This is a genomic window from Rhodococcus sp. 114MFTsu3.1, assembly GCF_000383555.1.
In the GTDB taxonomy this organism is placed as follows: domain Bacteria; phylum Actinomycetota; class Actinomycetes; order Mycobacteriales; family Mycobacteriaceae; genus Rhodococcoides; species Rhodococcoides fascians_E.
The window spans coordinates 334,393-356,123 of record NZ_KB911545.1; the positions used below are offsets into that span (position 1 = coordinate 334,393).

Sequence of the window (21,731 nt, forward strand, 5' to 3'; positions counted from 1 at the left end):
GGCTTGCGCCACACAATGCTGTCACCACTACCTAACAGCGGACAGGCGAAGGGAACTCCTCATGGAACTCACCGAGGCAATGCGCACCACCGGCACATGTCGGCGCTACTCGACCGAGCCGGTACCCGACGAGGTGTTCAAGAGCGCGTTCGACGTCGCCCGCTTCGGTCCGCAGGGCGGCAACCGTCAGCCGGTGCGGTGGATCGTTGTCCGTGACGCCGCACGTAAGCAGGCCCTCGCGGATCTGTATCTACCCATGTGGGACGCCTACTTCGCCGGCATCACCGGTGGCACCGTCGCGGTGGGTGCGTTGCCGAAGACCGTGCAGGACGCGGACTACTTCGCCCGCCACCTCGCCGAGGTCCCCGCGATCGTCGTGGTCTGCGCCGCGATGGACGGGCTTCACCCCACCGACCATGAGCTCGGTCGACTCTCCGTCGTCGGCGGTGCCTCGATCTACCCCACCGTGCAGAACCTGTGCTTGGCGCTCCGCGATCAGGGCGTCGCGACGGCCGTCACCACCCTGCTGTGCCACGAGGAGCCGGCTGTCCGCGCAATGCTGGAGATTCCCGACGAGTACATCACTGCCGCGCACATCACCGTCGGCTACCCGGAGAAGAATTTCCCGAAGAAGCTGACCCGCAGCCCGGTCGAGGAAATCGTTGCGCTGGAGACCTTCTCGCAGCCGATGTTCGATCTGTCCCCCGCACTGTAGAGATTCCCCGCACTAAAAAGATCTCAGGAGCCCACCGTGCCCGGACCCGCCCCTCAACACCGATCCGCCATCGGCCGCGCGACCATCGGCGATCAACTTCGTCGCCACGCGCGCACCCAGCCCGACAAGACGGCGTTCATCAGTTACGACGCAGCAGGTGCCCGTGTGGTCACCACCTACGCGGACCTCGATACACGCGCCAATCGATTCGCCAACCTGCTTCTCGATCTCGGTGTCGGGCACGGTGATCGCGTCGCGTCGATGGCGCGCAACAGCGTCGACGTCGTTGTCGCGTACTACGGCACGCTCAAGGTGGGTGCCGCGTTCACGGGCATCAACGTGCTCTACCGGGCGCCGGAGGTGAAGCACCAACTCGAGCATGCCGAGCCGACGGTGATCGTCGCCGATCCCGAGTTCCTCGATGTCATCGCATCGGTGAAGCCGGATTCCGCGACGCTCGTCGGATTCGGGGCTCACTACGACGAACTCACCGCGGACACGGCCACCACGGAACCCGACGTCGACATGGACGAGAACGACGTCGCGATGGTCGTCTACACCTCGGGCACCGAGGCCGCACCCAAGGGCGTGATGATTCCGCACCGGAACTTCCTGATCTCGACGGCACCGGCGTGGAGTTGGGGACTGCGGACGGGGCCGGAGGACACGTGGCTGTTCGTCATGCCGTTCCACACCATCGCCGGCTTGGGTTCGATGACGACGTTGACGTTGATGGGGGCGACGCTGGTCCTGCCTGCGACGGCCGATCCCACGAGGTCGCTGCAGATCATCGCCGACGAGAACATCTCCGTCATCGCGCAGACTCCGACGTTCTATCTGGCGCTGGCGCGGGAGGCGAGCTTCGGGTCTGCCGCCGTCGGGCAGGTGCGACGCTGTCTCACCTACGGCGGTCAGGTCTCTCCGCACACCATCACCGCGTGGGCTCAGGCTGCGCCGGAGGCGATCTGGGGAACGTATTGGGGCCAGTCGGAGCTGTCTCAGCTGGGTTCGGTCGGCTGGTTCACCACTCTCGACGACATTCCGGGTGGCGATGCGTCGTGGATCGGTAAGCCGGTCACGCACCTCGAAATCAAAGTGGTCGACGCGGAGGGCAACGAGGCGGAGATCGGTGAACTGCTCTGTCGGACACCGTCGGTGATGCTCGGGTACTTCAAGGACGAGGCCAAGACGGCCGACGTCTTCGCAGATGGCTGGGTGCACACCGGTGACATGGTGCGTATCGACGCCGACGGAAATCTGTTCTTCTACGATCGTATGAAGGACATGATCAAATCCGGAGGTATGAACGTGTCGTCCCAGGAAGTCGAACGCGCTCTGCACGCGCACCCGGACGTGCTGCGTGCTGCCGTCGTCGGGATGCCGGATCCGTACTGGTCCGAGGCCGTCACGGCGTTCGTCATCGCGGCAGAGGGGTCGACGCCGGATCCGGCCGCGCTGATCGAGCACTGCCGGACGTCGCTGGCTTCGTACAAGGCGCCGAAGGCCGTGCACGTCATCGAGGAGCTCCCGGTCGACGCGCAAGGCAAGATTCTCAAGCGTGAGCTGCGGAAAATGACTGTTGCGACGGAGGTCGTGTGACGGCGCCCGACGACGCGGAGGTGGTGGTCCCTCGCCAGATCCGCACCAGGCGTCGCAAGGAGGACATCGCGGCGAAAGCCGCCGAGATCTTCGCGCGTGACGGGTACGCGAACGTCGGAATGCGCGATATCGCCGACGCCGTGGGCATCAAGGGTGCCAGCCTGTATCACCACTTCCCGTCCAAGGAAGACATCCTGTTCGCGATCTGTCTGACGGTCACGCAGGTCCCGGTGGAGGAGACACTTCCGCTGCTCGACGCGCCGGGCACACCGACCGAACGAATGTCTTCGCTGGTTCGTGCACACCTGGTGCATCTGAATTCTCGACGCGTCGAGTACATCGTCGGTTTACACGAATTGGCATCGCTGACAACAGAACATCGGTCTGTTGTCGAGGACTATCGCCGTCAGTATCAACGTCGTGTGCGCGACGTGGTGGCCGCGGGGATGCGCACGGGTGAATTCACGGTGCCCGACGCACGGCTCGCCTCGTTCGCGTTGACGGACATGCTGAACGGAATCAGCAACTGGTTTCACGACGACGGTGAACTGAGCATCGAGGACGTCGCGGACAACTACGTCGAACTTGCTGTTCACCGCCTTCTGGGTGCCCGCGCATGACGGTTCACGGTGAGTGTCTTCCCGAGTTCAGCGGTATGCGGGATGCGTTGGCCGCCAACATCGATTCGGGTGACGAACTCGGTGCGTCGATCGTCGTCGACATCGACGGCAGGCGCGTCGTCGATATCTGGGGCGGGTACCGCGACGTGGATCGAACGACGGAGTGGACCGAGGACACGATCACCAACGTCTGGTCGACGACGAAGACCGTCACCAGCCTGGCGGCGTTGATGCTGATCGACCGTGGATTGCTGGACCCGTATTCGACTGTTGCGCAGTACTGGCCGGAGTTCGCGGCCGCAGGGAAAGATCAGATCGAGGTACGACACCTGATGTCGCATACCTCCGGCGTCTCGGGGTGGGATCGGCCGTTCTCCACCGAGGACATGTACGACTGGGACTTGGCGACATCGAAGCTCGCGGCTCAGGCGCCGTGGTGGGATTCGAGGACCACATCCGGCTATCACGCTGCCGATCAGGGACATCTGATCGGCGAGCTGGTACGACGTGTCACCGGAAAGTCGTTGCGCTCGTTCGTCGCCGACGAGATAGCAGGACCTCTGGCCGCGGACTTCCAGATCGGGGCGGATGAGAAGGACTGGCACCGCATCGCCGACGTCGTACCGCCGCCGCCACCGGCCGCGGACACGTACTCCGATCCGCTGAGGATAAGGCGTCGAACATTCCTGGGCCCACTCGTCCAGGCTGCGTCTGCGAACACCCCGGCTTGGAGACGTGCGGACATGGGCGCGGTCAACGGCCATGGCAATGCTCGTTCGGTCGCCCGGATCCTGTCGGTGATCTCGCGGGGCGGTGAAGTCGACGGTGTACGCCTGCTGGGGCCGGACGTGATCGATCTGATCTTTCTGGAGCAGAGCAACGGACTCGACCTCGCTCTGGGCGTGCCCCTGCGATTCGGTATCGGCTTCGGACTCCCGCAACTGGACACAGTGCCCTACATCCCGGACGGGCGCATCTGTTTCTGGGGAGGATGGGGCGGATCGCTCATCGTCATGCACCCGGATACCCGAATGACGTTCTCGTACATGATGAACAAAATGGGCCCGGGTATCATCGGCTCGGATCGTGCCGAGCAGTACCTCCGGGCGACGTATGCTGCAGGCGGTCAAGAGGTCATATAAAGATAGTTGGCACACTAGGGTGTGTTCGTGACGATCGGTGAACGGCCCTGGGCAGTCCCTCCAGCGTGGTGGCGTCGCGGCGAGGCCGTGCATGGCCGGACTCCGGTGACGAGAAGCAAGGTGCGGGTGCGGGAGTCATCGGTCATGCAGGGGCTGGTCGGAGATGCGACGCGTATCGGCGACGCCATCCGCCACCCCGATACCGACGCAGTCTCGGCTGCAGCGGGTCTGGAGTTTCTCGACGCGTATTCGCATGGCACGGCGCCAACAGCGCGCGCCATTGCTTTTGCGTTCAGGGCCACGATCGATCACACCAACTACAAGCAGAGTGTTCCTTTCGTCGACGAGGTCATCGTCACCAGGGGAGCAGCGTTCGCTGCCGAAGTGATCGTCGCCGCGGCCGGTATGCGGGTCGACATGAGGTCGGAGCGGAGTTCTCGCGGTAACGTCCTGACGGTCTGGGTAACCGAACGCCGCGATATGGACATGCTGAACTTCGGCATAGGAGACACGCACTCTCGTGTGCGGACCGCGGTCGCCGCACTGCCGGACGAGGAGTACCGGCGCGTCGTCGATGTCCTGGCAACGCTGAGAGGCGCCAGCTATTCACGTGACCTGTCGATCTCGTTCCTCCTGCCGACCGAGTCCAGCTGGGTCGAGGAGGACTTGGCTGCTGCTTCGGGTCTCCCTCGCTATCACGAGCAAGACCACATGCCGCTGCTGGCGTGTGTCACTTCCGCCCGTGATGTCGAACGAATACTCGACGCGCACAGGACACGCGACGACGCGATGTGGAGTCTCGGGATGCGGATGAATCTCGTGCACGCGATCTGCGCGAATCTTGGCCCTGGCGTCGAACCACTTGTCGGAGAGCTTTTCGACGGAAACTTGTCCTCGCAGAACAAGAAGCGATGTGCTGCGATTCTCGCCGAGTTCGACACCGATGACGGGTTCCTCGAACTGGTCGAGCGTCTCGGGCGCAAGTACGTCGAGCCCGCTGTCCTGGCAGCGATGGAAGCCGCGCCGTTCCGCGCTCACCGTTTGCTCGGTGCCACAGCGGGCCCCAAGGCGGCACGACTGAAGTTGGATCTCGAACGGCTCCACCCCGACCTTTCCGGGGACCGCGATGAGAACGAGCCGTCGGTACCGCAGGCGGGCCCCGTGCCGACCCTGCTTGCCGAACCGCCGTGGACGGGTGATCGTAGACAAGCCCGCATGCCCGTCCTCGACCTGGAGGCTCCGCGCGATGCGTTGACCGTCACGTGGCTTCAGGACGAACGAGACCACTTCGCAGAACCTGAGCCGGACTACCCGATGTATCTCGGTCGTCGTACCTGGTCGGACATTCTCCGTCCCGTCGCGGAAGGTTCCGACGCCTACCAGTTGTACGAGATCTCGCGCGGTCCAGAAGAACTACTACGACCGCTGCTTGCCGACGCCGCGATCCCGCGCTGGATATTTCGCCCCGAGGCCGATCTCCGGCGGCTGTTGGTCCGATTCGGCGACGACGCAGTGGATTACGTCTTCCGGGTGGTGGTAGCCAGGCCGACGTTCAGCGCATCGGTGCTGCTGCCGGTGACGGGGTCTTCGGTGGCTTCGACTATGGCGACCTGGCTCGGCTCGAAAGCCATGCGGCCGGTCGCCTTGCAGTGGTTCGATCGGCATATCGACAGTGCAGCGCCAGTCGTAGTGGTGGCCGCATCGGGGAAATCGAGTGCTGCGAGGAAAGCTGCCCTCGCAGCACTTCGCACGCTCGCGAAGCGTGGGCACCGCGACGCACTGGTTGCGGCAGCGACCGAGTTCGGATCCTCGGCTGCCACTGCCGTCACCGCGTTCGTGGACTCGGACCCGCTGTTCGATCTACCGACGCGAACACCTACCTTGCCCGCATGGCTGGATCCCGCTTTGCTGCCCACTGTCACTTCGGTCGACAGGAAAGAGCCGTTGCCTCCGGAGGCGGTCGGGAACATCTGCACGATGTTCGCGTTGTCGAAGTTGGACGAGGTATATGCCGGCGTTGCGGTGGTTCGCACGCTCGTCGCTCCCGGCAGTCTCGAGTCACTTGCATGGGATCTGTTCGAACGTTGGTCCAGCGCTGGATGTCCCGATGCGCAACGGTGGTGCTTGGACGCGCTCGGAATAGTCGGAGACGACGAAACTGCACGGCGTCTGGCGCCGTTCGTGCGGAAATGGCCGCTGCAGTCCGCACACCGGCGAGCAGCGGCGGGGTTGGACGTGCTCGCCGCAATCGGAACCGATGCGGCGCTCGGACACATCTGGGCGATATCGCAGGGGTTGCGGTTCCCGGCTCTACGCGCGAAAGCCGACGCTCGGATTCGGCAGATCGCAGACGAACTGGCCCTCACCCCGGCCGATCTCGCGGACCGACTCATTCCCGATCTGGGCCTCGACGCCGACGGCACAACGATGTTCGACTATGGGTCGAGGTCGTTCACGTTGTCGCTGGACCATGCGTTGAAGATCGCCATCACCGACAGCAACGGGAAAGCGCGCGCTCGAATGCCGCGGCCAGGTCCCGACGATGCGGATGAAGCGGCTGAGGAGTTCAAGCGGTACACCACGTTGCGACGGGACCTCGACGCAGCGCGCGGCGAGCTGATCCAGCGCTTCGAACGCGCTATGGTCACCGGCCGCAGGTGGACATACGGGCAGGTTCGACGGCATCTCGTCGGACACCCGGTGGCATGGCAGATCGTGGGTCGGCTCGTGTGGGCCACCGACAGCGGCGACCAGTTCGCTTTCTCGGCCTCACGGAACGCAGTGCGTCGGGATGGGTCCGACCCGAGCATCGATGACGCCGACGACGTATTCGTCATCCACCCCGTCACAATGGGTGTCGAGATCGAGTTGTGGCGACTTGCCTTCGCTGATGCTCACCTGGTGCAGCCTTTCGAGCAGGTGGACAGGGACGTCTTCCGCGACGATGTGTCCTCGGGATTGGCGGTGTTGGACAACACCAAGGTTGCAACTTCTCAATTGCTTGCGTTGGAGCGGCTCGGGTGGGAACGCGAAGAACCGCAGGACAAGGGCGCGCAGATCTCTATCAGCAAGCGAGTCGACGAGGACACGGTCGCTGTCATCCTGGCTTTCCCTGGATTCAACGTGGCGAGCCCGGCTATGTGGGCCGAGCAGAAGATTGTCCAGGCATTCGTCACCAACCCGAACATCGGGATGGTCGATGCGTCCGAGTTGCTCCGCGATGTGTCGACTCTCGCGTACGAGCCGATCACCGGCGATGAACCGGACTTGCAGGGTCCGTGACGGAAACGCGTGGACACACCGTGCTGCGAAGGTCTCCGGCGCCGTGCGTCGGGCAACGCTGGAGGCCATCGTGGGGGAGCGATGTGGTGGGACCACGCTCGGTGTCGCTGTAGCACTGGTCGGTACTGTAATACGGTGACCGACAGCGGGCTTCTTGATCGAATCAGGACCATTTCGGTGGTCGTCACCATCGTTGCGGTGGGAGTCGTGGTCGCGAGCTTCATCCCGTCGGGGGAGACCGTCCCGTCCACGAAATTGGATTTCGTCAGCGCGCCGGTCGACGTGTCCGCGGACATCCCGGGGTGCGACACCGTCGAACCGCCGGACGACGAGGGCGGGTTGTACTCCCGGGCCACCTTCGGAGGGGACAGCACCTACGACAACCCTGCTTTCCCGTGGTTCACCGCTGCCAAGGCCGCGGCGATGTCCGAGGCTGTGCGTGCAGCAGTGCCGGCCGACGTGGAGATCGAGTTGGCAGCACCCTCCAATTCGCTGAACTTCGGTCCTGTCACCGATTTCGGCGACAGCGAGTTCGACCCTATGACCACCGCGTACGCGGAGTTGACGCGTGACGGTGTCACGGCGTTCGTCTCGGTCAACGTCGGGCCGTCGAGTGATGGCGTACCTCCATGTGTGGCAGGCGCTCTCGAACGGCGCGATATCGACGCCGACGGAACCGTCGTCGACAGTGGTGACTCATGGTACGAAATCGACGGCGTGCGGACCTACTCACGCTCGGCCACCGCCTATCGCGAGGACGGCACGCGCGTCAGCGTGTATCAGAGTGCCGGTTCGTCGCCGGCGATGCCGCTGGAGCAACAAGAAGCTGCGGCCATTGCTTCGATACCGGAGCTGGCGATGTCGGCTCCATCTCCGGCGGAAAGCCCGGTGCTCCAGGTCGATTGCTCGGTGTATCCGCCGGGCGACGGAACGGTGAAAGATCTGAGCCGTGAGGCCGTGGATGCAGCGAACGCAGCATTCACTGCGAGTTGGGCGGCAATTCCGGACGCACCGGCGTTGGACCGCCCCATCGGATCATTGGTCCCGGACGGTTTCGGGTCGGGAATCTGCACGGACGTGGGCGTCGGGGACGGCACCATTCGCCTGGCGGTGTCGGTTGCCGGCGGACAACCCCTCCCGACTGCCCCGGACCCGTACGATCCATCCTTTTACGGCCAACTACCGGTTCTCCGAACGCTGCCCGACGGATCGGTCGTCGAGTTTCTGGACACGGACATCACTCAGATGATGACGTCCGAGGACGGTACCGGGCTGTTGTCGCGGTCGGTGACGGTCACTCGCCCGTCTGGTGTGCAGGTGTCGGCGCGGTCGACGGTCGAGATCGCCGCAGGGGGACGAGCGCCCCTGACGCTTCCCGAGCCTCTGTCGGCGGAAGTGCTCGACGCCGTCGCCAACACCCCGATCGGACAGTGGCCGTGAGCAGAGCACGCAAGGACACGCTGCGGACCGCAGTAGCAGTGGTGGTCGCCGTGGCTGCCGTCGCGGCAGCGGGCGTCGCCCTCACTCGGACCACCCCCGATGCGCCCACCGACGATGCGTCGGTGGGCGACTGGGCCGAGTACAGCGAAGTGGAGTCCGCGACCACCACCGAGGCCTCGCCCGGTCCCGCACACACACCGGAATGGTCGACCGACGCGTCGGCCGCGTACGGGCGTGACTTCGCCGCCTTGCGTGCGCCTTCGGCAGGGCTGTTGTTCGATTCCAGCCTCTACGGCGTCGTCGACGGTGGCGACGTGCTGATCACCGCCGTCGGCTTGCCAGACCCACGAACGTACTCGTTCGATTCGCCGAAGCTGCTGGGAATCGACGCCGGTGACGGCACCGTGCGCTGGTCGGCGTCGCCCGGAGGTGTCGACACCTGCGCGAGTCGACTCACTCGCGGAGAACTGGTGTGCCTGGATTCGTACGCGGACGTGCCCGCCATCGTCGCCATCGATGCGCAGGATGGGGCCATGCGCCGAGTTCCCTTGCCGCGAGAATGGTTCACCTACGGAATCGAGTCCGACGGCGAATCGGTGTTCATCCTGGAGGGCAACCCGGAGGACGGTGAATCGGTCCTGCACGGTGGCAGCATCGACGCGCTGGCCGGCGCCTGGTCTCTACCCGTCACCGGGTTCGCCACCTGGGACGGTATCGAGTCGACATTGATACACGTGCACGACGATCGGGGCGTCATCACTCTCGGTAGCGACGCCGAGTTCTTCGATACGGTGACGGGATCGGCCGTCGACAACCTCGAATTACGCTCGCAAACAACAGTCTTCGACACGAACTCCGGCACCGAGGTATGGAAGCTGGAGGATCCGTACGCGGTCGAGAAGACGATCGGACAGACTGTCTACTCCCAGGACGGCAGTTCGATCATCGCTGCTGACCGTGAAACCGGGGATGTGTTCTGGGCGTGGTCACTGCCAGTGGATGTCGACGGGTTCACTGCGTCGGGGACGGTTGTGGAGGCGGAATCCGGGGTGTACTTCGTGAGCTCCAGCTCGATCGTCAAGCTCGTCGAATGAGACGGTGATCGTTTTTGGACCATGCTGTCCCGGCATGCCGATCGGGAGCTTTCTACAGATCCAGTCCCGGTGACTGGAACACAAGCGAGGTCGACGGAGCCGCGAACTGCAGTTCGACTCCAGTGGGCAGTGATTCAGCCGATGGCGAAGGAGACACCGTCTTGGGCGGGCTGGACCGCATCGCAGCCAGGTATCGCCGCGGCGTCGGGCTGTGGGTCGTTGGTCGCACCGGCAATCGCCGTCCCGCCGGTCACTATAGCCGCCACCACCAGGACGTCGATCCACACGCCACCGCGTCGCCGGGTATCTCGCACCAGCAAAGCTTAGCCCGTAGAACAGCGCGTATCGGTCATCGTGCGAGGGAGGGACCGTCGGGTACATCGGGAAATGGGCAGCGTCGGGGCTTCTGCTCGGCGCGCTAGGGTCACTGCATGAAACCTGCTCTCGCGGTTCTGGCGTCGGTGAGTGGTGCGTTCGTCGTCGCGCTGCGAATGACGATGGAGGGCAGTGTCGGGTCGGGTGTGGTGTGCGCGGTTGTGGCTTTCGCGGCGGCTATGGTCCTCGGTGGCAGAACTGCTTGTGCAGCTGCGGTGTTGGGTGTTCTGATTCTCGCTGTTCCGTTCTCGGAACCGGTGACGGGTGTTGCTGCGGGTTTGGTTGTCGGTGGTCTTGCCGCCGGACTTGGTGGGACCCGAGCAGCGCTGGGCGCGTTGGTGGTCGGCACCGTCGCGGGCTTTGCGTTGTCGCCGATGTTCGAGTCGATCCCGCGGCGGTACGCCGACTACCTCTCGGAGCCGGTCATACCGACAACCCATTACGTCGCGATGGGCGTTTTCGCGGTGTTGTTGCTTGCGGCGCTCTGGGCTGGCCTCTTCCAGTCGGCGGAAACAGATGACCCGATCACGGCTGCGGATCGACGACGGTTCATCGTCGCCGGACTCGGGCTGCCGGCGTGCCTTTTGGCTGCTTCGTCGTTCGAGTTCTTCGAGCGGTGGCCACTTGCGCTGCTGATGATCGTCGTGTTCGTCGGTGCGGCGTTCGTGTTGCCTGGGTCGACGGGCATGGTGGTGCTCGCGGCGCTGGTGACTCTGGCGTCGGTGGCGTCTCCGGTGTACGGGTCCGAGTCCGGTGTCATCTTGCTGGCCGCTCTGCTCGCAGGTCTTGGGGTGGGGTGGAGGTGGTCGCGACCTGTGGTTGCGCTGGCGCTGTTGGCTGTCGGGGTCGTCGCTGAGGCGTTGGGCGTTTTCCTCATGGGGATGGTGTTCGTGCCGTTGGCGTTGGGGATGTTGTACGCGTCGGTGCGTCCGTCGAGTGGTCCGGCGACGGTAATTGCCGTCACCGCGATTCCGCTTGCAGCGGCGATACCGATCACCGTGCAGTTCGGGTGGACCGCGTACACCCCTCTGACCAGCGCATTGACTGCCCCCTATTCGTGGCTGTGGGCAACGTCGTTGGTCGCTGTCGCTGCATCGGCCGTCGGCGTGGTGGTGCTGCAGCGGCGACGGAACGGCAGTGCGTAGTTCAGGTCCGTCGCTCCCGGGGAAGGACGGCGGCGAAGCGGAGAAGAAAGTCGCGGATGACGACGAGTGTGGTGTCGTCGTAATCGGCGAGAGCGGTTTCGAGATCGGTGGATGCCCGGCGTACGAACGGGTCGATTCGTTCGCGCGCGAGGGGCGTGGAGCGCAACGCCACGCTTCGCCGGTCGGTGCTCTCCCGGCTGCGGCGCACGAGATCCTGTCCTTCGAGGCGATCGATCAGTGCGGTCGTCGCCCCGGAGGTCAATCCGATCCGGGCCGACAGCACAGCGGGAGACAGTGGTGTGCCTTCGTTTTCGGCCCAGATGATCTCGCCGAGCGCGTTGCCGTCGCTGGTCGGCAAGTTCATCCAGCGAGCCAGCTGGTACGCCGACTCCTGGTAGCTCACCGCATAGTGACGAAGCGCTTCGAGCGTTTCGGTTCTCACTGTCGACATCGATCCATCCTTTCGGCTAGGCGGTGGTCAGGCGCGCAGAAGTGGATAGTCCGCAAGCGTCGGAACCTGCTTCTCGTGCGTCAGCAGGTTGGCTTGAAAGAACCGGCGTACCGGTGCCGAAGCCGCGACTTTGTACGCCGAATGCAGGACTTTCACACCGACTTTCGACGACGGGTGGAGTAGCCGAGCGCTCCCGCGTCGCATCCCTTGTGCGCTGTCTGCGTACGCGCGCATCTGCTTCTCGTAGCGGCTGAACGCTTCTCGATGGTTGTCGGGGTGCGCTGCGAGTTCGCCGGTGAGAATATGTGCCCCGACGAGGGACAGTGTGGTGCCCATTCCGGTCGGGCCGGATCCCCATGCAGAGTCGCCGACGAGCACGACGCGGCCCTTGCTCCACGTGGAGACGAGCACCTGCTCCATTCGCTGGGTGTAGAAATCATCCGGCCGCTGGTGAAAGCCGTCGAGTATGCGTTCGGTTTGCCAGCCCGCCCCGCGGAATCGTTCTGTCAGGATGTGCAATTGGGCGTCCACCGGTAGGGATTCGAATCCGAAGGGCTCGGATTCGAAGGACAGCGACGCTCGTATCGTGCCCTCGTTGTCGGGCCGCAGCGTCGCGACGCGGCCTCCGCCGGCAGTGCACCAATCCCAGGTATCGACGTCGGTGGGTAGTCGATCGATGGTGCCGTAGGTGATGCTGACCCCGAAATCCTGCAGCGTGGTCTCGTCGTCGAACACGATGCGTCGGGTTCGAGAGCTTCGACCTTCGGCGACGAGTACAAGATCGAAGCGTTCGGTGCTGCCACCGTCGAAGGTGACGTCGACACCGGACGAGTCTTGCTCCACACCGACGACGTAGTCGCCGAACCGCTGATCCACGTCGCGGGGAACGATGTCGACGAGAATCTGGGCGAGCCGTCCGCGGAGGATTTCAATCTCTGCGGTCGGTCCGTCCTGGCCCTCCTCGCGAGGAAACACCGCGTGGGGCGTCCCGTGCCGGTCGACGAACCGCGTGCCCTGCTCACCGGTCAGATTTTCCAGAATGGTGTTCTCGACGCCCATCCGACGTATCACCTCGCGCCCGAGTCCGCGTATGTCGATGTTCTGCCCGGTCTCGCGCGGAGCTGGAGATCGCTCGAGAAGGGTGACGTCGAATCCGGCTCTGGCCAGACCCCATGCCAAGGTGGGTCCGGCGATGCTCGCGCCGGTGACGAGGACCCGCGTGGGCCGGTGATCCGATCTCGACATGGTGTTCCTCCCGCGAACCACGTGGGTATCGCTGTGACGAAGTTACTTCACTGTGGAGGTACATGCCCGGCTGCAGGTTGCCGCAAACCCGAACACGTGAACGTGCCGGCGGGTCATCTCGAATGGTTCACTCATCGCAGGCGATCACCCTGCAAGCAGTGCCTCGTCGATCATCGCGCCTACAGCGGCGGCACCGACCGACGTCATGATCGTTCCGGCGTGATCGAGTCCGGTCAACGGGCGGACGGAGGTCAGGTCGACGGCCTCGATGCTCTGCGGTGAGTACATCGGCGGAGAATCGGCTCCGACGCTCCACTGCGCGTGCAGGAATCGAATGGGCACCGTCAGTTCCTCGAATTTCGAGCGGCCGAAGAACACGTCTGTGGCGTCTGCGACGACTGCATCCGCCGACAGCCGGACGGCGCCGTCGACCAGGTCGTGCTCGGCGTACCGACGTAACAGTGGGTCGGCTGGGTCGAGTAGGGGCAATGACGTCGAGACCAAGAATTGGATGTAGTCGTCGACGCTGTTCCAGTGTTGCTGCGTTCGAGCGATCCTGTCCCCGAATACTGCTGCAACGTTTTCTTGCGTCAGTCCTGCGGGCGGTCCTACCGGCACGCCGCCGTCGACGAGGACGAGGCTCTTCACTCGGGAGGGATAGCGGGCCGCGAACTCGACCGACACGAACGCACCCATCGACATTCCGCACACGTGCACCGCCTCCTGGCCCAGTGCATCGACAACCGCGTCCAGGTCCTCGGCGTGCTGAGCCAGTGACGACGGGCCGGTGACGTCCACACTGTCACCCCTCCCGCGCAGATCCGGTGCGACGAGCGTCAGGTGCGGAGCCTCCGCGTGCAGCCAACCCCACAGTGTGCGCTGGCTGGAGACCCCGTGCACCACGAGAATGGGTTCGGTGGTGCCGGAGAGAGTCTCGACGGCGATGCTTCCGCCCGATACAGGTACCCGATCGATGGACATGACCGACACGTTATCGGCTGGAAACGAAGGACAACGGTGAACCGGTCAGCTACGCAGTGGGGGCGGAGCACCCAGCGAGCGGCACGTTCTCGGCGAGGAACGCCAATTGGTCCCGAATCACTGCCGAAAAGAGTAAATCGACATAGGGATCGAAGTGACCGCCGGTATAGGTGCGGACCGTGGCTGTGCGGATCTTCTGCGCAGCACGGAGGGCGACCGAGGCGGGAGTCACCGTGTCCTCGGACATGATCTGCACCAACGTGGGGCACGCGATCGCCGACGCCGTTCGGCCGGGCGAGTACAGCCCGATCTTCAACAGAATCCGAGCTGCGACGGTCTCGGGGTAGTCACCGTGGGAAAGGCCGGATTCCTGCATCATGCGATCGCGGCCGGAGTTCGCATCCGGCGAGACCATCACAGCGCGCGTTCCAGGCAGGCCGACGCTGTCGATGTAGTGCGGTGGCTTCTTGCGAAGTGCGCGCACGACGTCTTTGACGGCCGAGGGCAGGACACGCAGTGTGTGCCGGAATCCGACTGCGCGGACGGCGGCGATCCCGTCGATGTGGGGTACCTGCGCGATGACGGCGGCAAATTCGACGCCGGTGCCCGCGAGGGTGAGTACGTGGCCTCCGGCGAAGGATGTACCCCATCCGACGATCCTGCTCGGATCGACTCCGTCGAGCGTCCGCGCGTAGTCGACAGCAGCACGCCAGTCGGCGAGTTGTCTCGGTATATCGAGCAGTTGTCGTGGTTCGCCGTCGCTGTCACCGAAGTGTCGGTAGTCGAATACACACACGATGTAGCCCGCCGCGGCGAAACGTTCCGCGAACGCGTACAACCTCATTGCCCGGGGCGTACCGAAGCCGTGGGCCATGACGATCACCGGAAGCGTTGTTGCGCTTGCTTCCTGGGGTCGAAATATCGTTGCTGCGCAGCGGATACCGTCGGAGGTGAACGATGCTTCGGTGCGGGTGAATTTGGAACGTTCGTTGGTGGTCATCGAGTATCTCCTCGCGATGAGCGATTCAGTGCTTGAACGGGTTCAAGGTCTTGCCCAGGAAGTACCCGATGCGGGTGGGAATCGGCTTCGCGGCGGCAGCGGTCACCTTGTTCACGACGCCCGGTATGCACACCGGTTTGCCCGTCTCGACTGCTCGCCAGCCCTCCTGCACAACGGCTTCGGGGTCTTGCCACAGAATCGACGGTAGTTTCGAGGTGGCTGCATCGCGGGTCCCCATGACGTCGTGGAACTCGCTGTGGGTGAAGCCGGGGCAGAGCGCGGTGACGTGGACGCCGTACGGACGAAGCTCCATGTCGAGAGCTTGCGAGACATCGAGGACGTAGGACTTGATGCCCGTGTAGAGCAAGCTTGCTGCCGGCGGCATGAAGGCAGCCAACGACGACAGATTCACGATCCGTCCGTATCCGCGCTCCTTCATGCCGGGGACCGTCAGGTGTGCGAGTTCGGTGACGGCGGTGATCATCACCTGGATCTCGGCGGCGAGCGCGTCGAACGGCGCGTCCGCGAACGACGAGTTGCCCGACATGCCTGCGTTGTTGATCAAGATGTCGATATCGATGCCGAGGGAGTTCGTGCGTTCGACGATCGTGCGCGGGGCGCTGCTGTCGGTCAGGTCGGCGACGACGACGTCGCAGCGCACGTTGTGCCGCTTCGCCAGTTCGTCCGCAAGTGCGACGAGCCGTTCCTCGCGACGTGCAACGAGAACGAGGTTGTGTCCTTCCGCGGCCAAGTGGCGCGCGAATTGCGCGCCGATACCAGCCGATGCTCCTGTGATCAGCGCTGTTCGTCCGGTCGTGGTCATTGCAGGCCCCCGTCTCTTGAATGGTCATCAAGAACGGTAGCAGTGTCTTGATGGGCATTCAAGATAGGATGTCCGGCATGCCGAAAAACCGCGGACTACATGACAGGGAGGCGAAGCGGGCCGAGATCATCGGCGTCGCTCGCGAGCTGTTCGTGTCCGACGGTTTCGAGCGCACATCCGTCAGTCGGTTGGCCAAAGCTGTCGGCATCACGGCGAACACTCTGTACTGGTATTTCGAGGACAAGGACGACATCCTGGTCGCCGTTCTGACGGCGATCGTGGCCGAGGACGCAGCGGACTACGCCGACATCGCCGATCGTCCTCTCGCCGAACGTCTCGAATGGCTTGTCGAGCGGTTACAGCGAGTGGGGCCGTTGGTGTCCACCGTGCATGAACGTGCGACCAAGTCCGACGTCATCAACATCTGGCACAACGGCTTTCACGCGTATGCCGAATCGATCTTCGCTGTCGACGTAGCCGCGTCGGGCTTCTCCGGACCGGAGGCAGACGCAATGATCCGCATCGGGACGTTCGTCGTCGAAGGTCTTCTGACACACGCGCCGTCGCCCGCCGCGACGCGGGCTGTGATCGACCAGCTCGTCGCTGCGATGTCTCATGGCCGTGTTCCAGGCGGCTGACCGCGGGTCGACTCGATTACCGACGGAGTTCGGGTGGGGAAGCAGCGTGTGTGGACTGATGCGGGTCCATCGTGCAGACAGCGGGGTCGGTGTTCGCATGAGTACACGCGCAGCCATTCTCGCGACGGTCGTTGCCGTGGTGACGTTCTCGGCAGCGGCATGCACGGTGGTCACAACCGGGCCCGACGACGATTTCGGATACGAAGGAGCCACGCTCGGTGTCGCGGATTTCGGCGGAGGAGGGGACTTCGGGGGTGACGACGGTTTCGGTTGCTCGTCTAGACCTGGATGAGGGCGACCGCTGGGGTGAGGATGCCGAAGTATTCGGGCGCCAAGGGGATCAATCCGGACCATCCTGGTATGCGGCCGTAGACCATGACGACGACCGGGCCGCTGGCGGTGGGCAATACGGCGGTCCTGTCGATGGTCGGGTAGAGGCCGTCGATCGTTCCTGGTGCGGTGCCGAGGAATTCGGTGATTCCCGATTGCCCCGTCCTCAGGTTGACCCATCCTGCGTGGAGTTCCGACGGCTCGTACTCCAGCCAGCGCTGCACGACGGTGATGGAGCGGGCCGAGTGATCGATGACGGCGTCGATCCGCGATCCGGGGAATCCGCCCGTCGGGTGGGCGAGGTTGACGGTATCGACGGTGCCTGCGACAGGTGTGGGCGCGGTGGCCAGCGCAGCGATCTCGGCCGGTACGCCAGCGGAGCGCAGGGCGGATACCGGATCGACGGCCGGGTGTGCGTGCGCAACGGCGCCGGCGCCGAACCCGACGAAGATGGCCATGACTGCGGCCGCGACCATCGCCGCGACCTTACCGAGTCGAATCATCTGTCTCCGATCCTCGCTGCACTCGCACCCGAACCAGGGTGAGCACTCCTCAGTGTGACGTGTGGGCTCGGCCTGGTGGTTCATTGTGACGGGATCGTTGTGCAGCATCTGCCCACCTCAGGGCGCGACCAGGCATATGGGACCCACGGGAACTGCAGGGTTGACGTCGATGGTCGCGATCGGTCCGCCCGCCGAGGTCTGGTAGGCCATCAGCGAGTGTTCGCCGGGTGCAGTGGGTGTCACCAGAGTGAACTTGTGCCCGAGAATCGTTGGTGAGTACCAGTATCCGTCGAACTGCCACATGAATTCCTCGATGGGCATCACCATGCTGTAATCCATCGGCCCGATGTCTGTTCGAGGCTCCGAGAAGCTCTCGGTTCGAGCGACCGCGACATAGGTGCATCCGACGCCGTACTGGGTTGTCGGTCCGAAGCTCAGCCCGGGGAGGATGTCGAGTGAGACGACCTCTGCGGACGCGTTCGGGGCAGCGAACACCGCCGCGCCTGCGCAGGCAGCGAGGACGGAGGCATAGCGGGCAAGCCGGATCATTTTCATTCCACTTGGTCGGTTGGAGTCCGGTGCGTGTTACACAGGTCATTGCGGAATGTCTTCGTCGGTGGACTCACACCCACCCGAACGCCAGCGCGACGTTGTGCCCGCCGAAACCGATGGACGTGCTGAGGGCGTAGTCGATTCGCTGCTGACGGCGATGAGTCACCACATCCAGATCGATTGCCGGATATTGCTTTTCGAGGTTCAGGGTGGGCGGCAATTCGGAGTGCTCGATGGTCAGCATGGTCAGGATTGCTTCGAGCGCACCGACAGCACTCGCTGAGTCTCTCCGAAGGTGTGGATTCGACGACGCCTTGGAGCGTGCGGCGGTGCTGGGTGCGGCATTCCGTGGTCTTCTTGTCGACCGGTTCGCCACTGGCGATGTAAGCCGAACCGACGCCGCAGCTGCAGCGCTTTCCGAATGCGTTGCCGCTCGGTAGCGGGCTGCTGCGTATGTCTGTCCAGTCGACCCGCGAGATGTCCCGGCTTCGCCCACACAGTTGGCGAGGTGCTCCCACGTTGGAGTCGTAAGGAGAACGAACGTGGAGGTTCCTTGATTACCTGCGGTACCGGAGCGTCGTCACCGGAACGCTTACCGGTGCGAGATGATGTCCGAATGTGGAAGCTGTCCCTCTGGTTTGCTGTGCTCGGATCGCTGATAGCCGTCCTCGGGAGCGGTGTCGGGGATATCGCGCCCGGACGGGATTCGAAGGATGTTTTCGACGGCGGAAGCAGCCTGACCGTGCGGTTCTACGGGCCGGACTGGGAGCAGCTGTGGCAAATTGCGGTGGTGGGCGCGGTGCTGGGCGCGCTGATCGGCGTTGTCCTGCACCTCGCTGGTGTTCGAGTAGCCGCCGGCACAGGGAACCGCTTCGGGCGCGTCGTGAGTGCGGGTCTGGTGGGTATCGCTGTAGGCCTTGCGCCAATTCTGGCGATGGTGCTCGACGCCGTGAACGCGTGGCAGCCGGGCTACAGCGTGGCCGTGGAGCCGGTGTCGTTGTTGACGACGTACGCGGTGTGCGCTGGTCTCGCGTACTGTGCAGCATTGCTGTTGGTGTGGTCCATTCTTCGTGTAACCGGCGACGATTTCGGGCCTGGCACGACGAAGCGTGCGGCCGTGTTGTTGCCGGTCGGTGGCATCGCGGCGACGGCCTGTGGTGTGGGAACGGCATGGTTGTACGACTTCACGACACGGCCGTACGTAGTAGTGTCGTCAACTCTTGTTGTGATGCTTGTTCTTTCGGCCACGTTGGTGGCGGCGAGGGTATGGGCAGTCGGTGGAAACACTCCTCGATCCGCTACCGGCGACGCACCGACTGGCTCGGTGTGAAGGGGTTCGTTCCCTATGGTTAGGGCAGAGGCGGTGACAGTGAGGCCGAGATCCCTTTGTTGCTGAGCGATTTTCTGAGGATGTCGATTGCGACAGCGAGCGCGGGCGAGGGATTGGCAGGGTCCCATGCCATGGCGATGCGGAGAGTCCGTGCGGGTCCTGTCAGCGGAAGATACTGCACGCCGTCCATGGTGAGGAGTTGGGTGGATGCGACGACCACAGCAACGCCGACTCCCGCACCCACCATGGCGAGCAGGCTGTACGGGTCGGGTGCCTCGTGCGCAACGGAGGGCGCGAAGTCCGCGTCGGCGCACATCGTGATCGTCGCGTCGCGCACCACCGACCCGTGTTCGGCCGGGTAGAACACGAAGCGCTCGTGCGCGAGGTCGCGCGGATCGACTTCGGATGCACCGGCCAGGCGATGGCCCGCAGGAACGGCGAGGATCAGCACTTCGTCGCTGACGGTCACGGTCTTCAGATGCGGCGGCGCGGGTAGGCCGACGATCCCCATGTCGAGCGTTCCGTCGTCGAGGGCATCGACTACTTCCCCTGAGTACAACTGGGGCCGCAGTGCCAGCTCGATGCCCGGATGAGCGTCGGCGATCGACCGCGCCAGACGCGACAATGCCTGATAACCGCTCGCTCCACCGAAGCCGATCCGGACGGATCCGATTTCCCCGGTCTTCGCGGAACGGGCCACAGTGTGGATGACCCCGAGCTGGGCTTTGATCACTCGCACCGGTTCCAGTAAAGCTGTGCCTGCTTCGGTGAGCTGCACCGAGCGCGTGGTGCGGGTGAACAAGTCGGTTCCCAATTCGCGTTCGAGCGCGCGCACGGTCTGGCTCAGCGGTGATTGGGCGACGTGCAGCTTCTCGGCCGCGCGGCCGAAGTGAAGCTCCTCAGCGACGGCCAGGAATGCCTCCAGATGTCGCAACTCCATGTTCGCCCTCTCGTGGCAGAGCAGTCCGCGACCAATTGAGCTTTACTATTACCTAATAAGTCGCAATTACATCTTGGACTCTACAAGAAAAAGCGGGAATAGTGATCTGCATCGCACTCATTGGCCCATGCTCGACACGGATCACAGAGTCAGGACATCAGGTGACACATTCTCAACACGGTGACGGCGCAGAGGCGCCCATTCACGACTCGAAGAAGGCGCGCAAGGCAGGTATCACGGCATTCGCGGGCACGACGATCGAATGGTTCGACTTCTACATCTACGGGACCGCTTCGGCGCTCGTGCTGGGCAAGTTGTTCTTCCCGGATGCGTCGCCCGCGGTCGGGACTCTCGCTGCCTTCGCGACATTCGCTGTCGGATTCCTGGCGCGTCCGCTCGGCGGCATCATCTTCGGGCACTTCGGTGACAAGTTCGGCCGTAAGAACGCCGTGGTCATCACACTGGCGATGATGGGCGTGGGCACGGTCGGAGTGGGGTTGCTGCCCACTTACGAGACGATCGGCATCTGGGCGCCCATCGCGCTGGTCACGCTCCGTGTGGTGCAAGGAATCGCTATGGGTGGTGAGTGGGGCGGTGCCGTCCTCATCGCCACCGAGTTCGCTCCTCCCAAGAAGAAGGTCCTTTACGGCGCGTTCGCTCAGCAGGGTTCGCCCGTCGGGAACCTGATGGCGACCGTCGCCTTCCTCGCCTTGACCGCGATGTCGGACAGCGTCTTCGAATCATGGGGTTGGCGTATACCTTTCGTCGCATCGGCGCTGCTGGTCGTCATCGCCCTCTACATCCGTCTGCACATCTCGGAGACCCCCGAGATGCAGAAGGCGGTCGCGAAGCAGGAGCGGACTCGTTTGCCGCTCGTCCAGGTGCTGCGTTCGCACCCGATCGAGCTGGTTCTGGGCGTCGGTGCAGTGGTCGCGGGCGTCGCCATCACGTACGTCAAAACCACCTTCGCGTTGTCGTGGGCGACGACGGATCTCGGGTTCGATCGGAGCGATTTCCTCCTCGTCATCACCCTTGCGTTGGTTGCGCAGGTGCTCATCCAGCCTTTCGGCGCCATCCTTGCAACCAAGATCGACCCGTCCAGGGCCATCAAATGGATGCTGCTTCCCGAGCTGATCTTGCTTCCGTTGATGTTCGTCCTGATCCAGACAGGGTCGGTGGGCTGGGCGATGGTCGGAATGATTCTTGCTACCGCCCCGCACGCCATGTACTACGCAGCACTCGCGGGAATCCTGGCCCAGGTCTTCCCGACCAATGTTCGCTACACCGGGATTTCTCTCTCGTATCAGTTCTCGACGGCGATCTTCGCCGGTACAGCCCCCTGCTCTCTCAGTTTTTACTCACCACAACAGGTTCGATCTGGGTGGTCGTCGGTCTGGGGCTGTTCTACGTGCTGTTGTCGGTTGTCTGCATGTCGGCGCTTCTGCGCCGGGGCAAGCGGCTCGCACTGATCGCGGCAGACGACTCGTCGACACCACCGGCACTCAGCACCACCGGAAAGGCCTGAA

The 21,731-nt window shown here is 63.9% G+C and carries 21 protein-coding genes and 1 pseudogene; 12 read left to right on the forward strand and 10 right to left on the reverse strand.

The window, feature by feature from the left end; genetic code table 11:
- Nucleotides 1–61 precede the first annotated feature (61 nt).
- The 7 genes from H292_RS0104595 (at nucleotide 62) to H292_RS26765 (ending at nucleotide 9,892) form a co-directional block, all read left to right on the forward strand.
- Nucleotides 62–715 carry a nitroreductase family protein gene (locus H292_RS0104595; protein WP_020110594.1) on the forward strand — a complete coding sequence of 218 codons (654 nt, stop codon included), beginning with the start codon at nucleotides 62–64 and terminating at the stop codon, nucleotides 713–715.
- Nucleotides 716–751: 36 nt separating this feature from the next.
- On the forward strand, nucleotides 752–2,314 hold the full coding sequence (locus tag H292_RS0104600) for a class I adenylate-forming enzyme family protein (RefSeq protein ID WP_020110595.1): 1,563 nt from the start codon (nucleotides 752–754) through the stop codon (nucleotides 2,312–2,314).
- Nucleotides 2,311–2,934, forward strand: coding sequence for a TetR/AcrR family transcriptional regulator (locus H292_RS0104605; RefSeq protein WP_020110596.1), 624 nt, complete (start codon nucleotides 2,311–2,313; stop codon nucleotides 2,932–2,934). The genes H292_RS0104600 and H292_RS0104605 overlap by 4 nt, the downstream gene beginning before the upstream one ends.
- The gene (locus H292_RS0104610; RefSeq protein WP_020110597.1) at nucleotides 2,931–4,076 is read left to right on the forward strand and encodes a serine hydrolase domain-containing protein; all 1,146 of its coding nucleotides are present in this window, start codon (nucleotides 2,931–2,933) and stop codon (nucleotides 4,074–4,076) included. Before H292_RS0104605 ends, H292_RS0104610 begins: the two co-directional genes overlap by 4 nt.
- 27 nt (nucleotides 4,077–4,103) lie before the next feature.
- Entirely contained in the window at nucleotides 4,104–7,358 is a 3,255-nt protein-coding gene (locus tag H292_RS0104615) for a DUF4132 domain-containing protein (protein ID WP_155949755.1), read from the forward strand.
- Nucleotides 7,359–7,493: 135 nt separating this feature from the next.
- On the forward strand, nucleotides 7,494–8,798 hold the full coding sequence (locus H292_RS0104620) for a hypothetical protein (RefSeq protein ID WP_155949756.1): 1,305 nt from the start codon (nucleotides 7,494–7,496) through the stop codon (nucleotides 8,796–8,798).
- Nucleotides 8,795–9,892: a hypothetical protein gene (locus tag H292_RS26765; RefSeq protein WP_155949757.1), complete on the forward strand. Its 1,098-nt coding sequence runs from the start codon at nucleotides 8,795–8,797 to the stop codon at nucleotides 9,890–9,892. The genes H292_RS0104620 and H292_RS26765 overlap by 4 nt, the downstream gene beginning before the upstream one ends.
- A gap of 134 nt (nucleotides 9,893–10,026) precedes the next feature.
- On the opposite strand, the gene H292_RS0104640 is transcribed toward H292_RS26765, so the two are convergent.
- Nucleotides 10,027–10,206: a hypothetical protein gene (locus H292_RS0104640; RefSeq protein WP_020110601.1), complete on the reverse strand. Its 180-nt coding sequence runs from the start codon at nucleotides 10,204–10,206 to the stop codon at nucleotides 10,027–10,029.
- A gap of 117 nt (nucleotides 10,207–10,323) precedes the next feature.
- Between H292_RS0104640 and H292_RS0104645 the strand changes: the two genes are divergently transcribed.
- Complete coding sequence (locus H292_RS0104645) at nucleotides 10,324–11,412, forward strand: hypothetical protein (protein ID WP_020110602.1); 1,089 nt, start codon at nucleotides 10,324–10,326, stop codon at nucleotides 11,410–11,412.
- 1 nt (nucleotide 11,413) lies between these two features.
- Here H292_RS0104645 and H292_RS0104650 read toward each other — a convergent pair whose 3' ends face one another.
- The 5 genes from H292_RS0104650 to H292_RS0104670 form a co-directional block, all read right to left on the reverse strand.
- The gene (locus H292_RS0104650; protein WP_231383755.1) at nucleotides 11,414–11,863 is read right to left on the reverse strand and encodes a MarR family winged helix-turn-helix transcriptional regulator; all 450 of its coding nucleotides are present in this window, start codon (nucleotides 11,861–11,863) and stop codon (nucleotides 11,414–11,416) included.
- A gap of 27 nt (nucleotides 11,864–11,890) precedes the next feature.
- A complete protein-coding gene (locus tag H292_RS0104655; RefSeq protein WP_027498607.1) occupies nucleotides 11,891–13,108 on the reverse strand; it encodes an FAD-dependent monooxygenase in 1,218 nt (405 codons plus the stop codon).
- A gap of 144 nt (nucleotides 13,109–13,252) precedes the next feature.
- Nucleotides 13,253–14,089 carry an alpha/beta fold hydrolase gene (locus H292_RS0104660; protein ID WP_231383756.1) on the reverse strand — a complete coding sequence of 279 codons (837 nt, stop codon included), beginning with the start codon at nucleotides 14,087–14,089 and terminating at the stop codon, nucleotides 13,253–13,255.
- 49 nt (nucleotides 14,090–14,138) lie between these two features.
- Nucleotides 14,139–15,089 carry an alpha/beta hydrolase gene (locus H292_RS0104665; RefSeq protein WP_020110606.1) on the reverse strand — a complete coding sequence of 317 codons (951 nt, stop codon included), beginning with the start codon at nucleotides 15,087–15,089 and terminating at the stop codon, nucleotides 14,139–14,141.
- A 25-nt stretch (nucleotides 15,090–15,114) separates the two neighbouring features.
- Entirely contained in the window at nucleotides 15,115–15,912 is a 798-nt protein-coding gene (locus H292_RS0104670; protein WP_020110607.1) for an SDR family NAD(P)-dependent oxidoreductase, read from the reverse strand.
- 77 nt (nucleotides 15,913–15,989) lie between these two features.
- On the opposite strand from H292_RS0104670, the gene H292_RS0104675 reads away from it, so the two are divergent.
- Together H292_RS0104675 and H292_RS28060 are read left to right on the forward strand one after the other, a co-directional pair.
- Nucleotides 15,990–16,550 (forward strand): TetR/AcrR family transcriptional regulator, encoded by a 561-nt coding sequence (locus H292_RS0104675; RefSeq protein WP_037188008.1) that lies wholly within the window; start codon nucleotides 15,990–15,992, stop codon nucleotides 16,548–16,550.
- A 97-nt stretch (nucleotides 16,551–16,647) separates the two neighbouring features.
- The gene (locus tag H292_RS28060) at nucleotides 16,648–16,842 is read left to right on the forward strand and encodes a hypothetical protein (RefSeq protein ID WP_155949758.1); all 195 of its coding nucleotides are present in this window, start codon (nucleotides 16,648–16,650) and stop codon (nucleotides 16,840–16,842) included.
- On the opposite strand, the gene H292_RS0104685 is transcribed toward H292_RS28060, so the two are convergent.
- The 3 genes from H292_RS0104685 to H292_RS27820 form a co-directional block, all read right to left on the reverse strand.
- Nucleotides 16,829–17,383: a hypothetical protein gene (locus tag H292_RS0104685; protein WP_020110610.1), complete on the reverse strand. Its 555-nt coding sequence runs from the start codon at nucleotides 17,381–17,383 to the stop codon at nucleotides 16,829–16,831. The genes H292_RS28060 and H292_RS0104685 overlap by 14 nt on opposite strands.
- A 117-nt stretch (nucleotides 17,384–17,500) precedes the next feature.
- Nucleotides 17,501–17,932: a hypothetical protein gene (locus H292_RS0104690; protein ID WP_020110611.1), complete on the reverse strand. Its 432-nt coding sequence runs from the start codon at nucleotides 17,930–17,932 to the stop codon at nucleotides 17,501–17,503.
- Nucleotides 17,933–18,005: 73 nt separating this feature from the next.
- Entirely contained in the window at nucleotides 18,006–18,179 is a 174-nt protein-coding gene (locus H292_RS27820) for a hypothetical protein (protein ID WP_020110612.1), read from the reverse strand.
- A 372-nt stretch (nucleotides 18,180–18,551) separates the two neighbouring features.
- Between H292_RS27820 and H292_RS0104700 the strand changes: the two genes are divergently transcribed.
- Nucleotides 18,552–19,265, forward strand: a complete 714-nt coding sequence (locus H292_RS0104700) for a hypothetical protein (protein WP_020110613.1) — start codon at nucleotides 18,552–18,554, stop codon at nucleotides 19,263–19,265.
- A gap of 19 nt (nucleotides 19,266–19,284) precedes the next feature.
- Here H292_RS0104700 and H292_RS0104705 read toward each other — a convergent pair whose 3' ends face one another.
- Nucleotides 19,285–20,205, reverse strand: a complete 921-nt coding sequence (locus H292_RS0104705; protein ID WP_020110614.1) for a LysR family transcriptional regulator — start codon at nucleotides 20,203–20,205, stop codon at nucleotides 19,285–19,287.
- Between the two features lie 200 nt (nucleotides 20,206–20,405).
- Between H292_RS0104705 and H292_RS26770 the strand changes: the two are divergent.
- Nucleotides 20,406–21,730: pseudogene (locus H292_RS26770) on the forward strand (MFS transporter).
- Nucleotide 21,731: the final 1 nt, after the last annotated feature.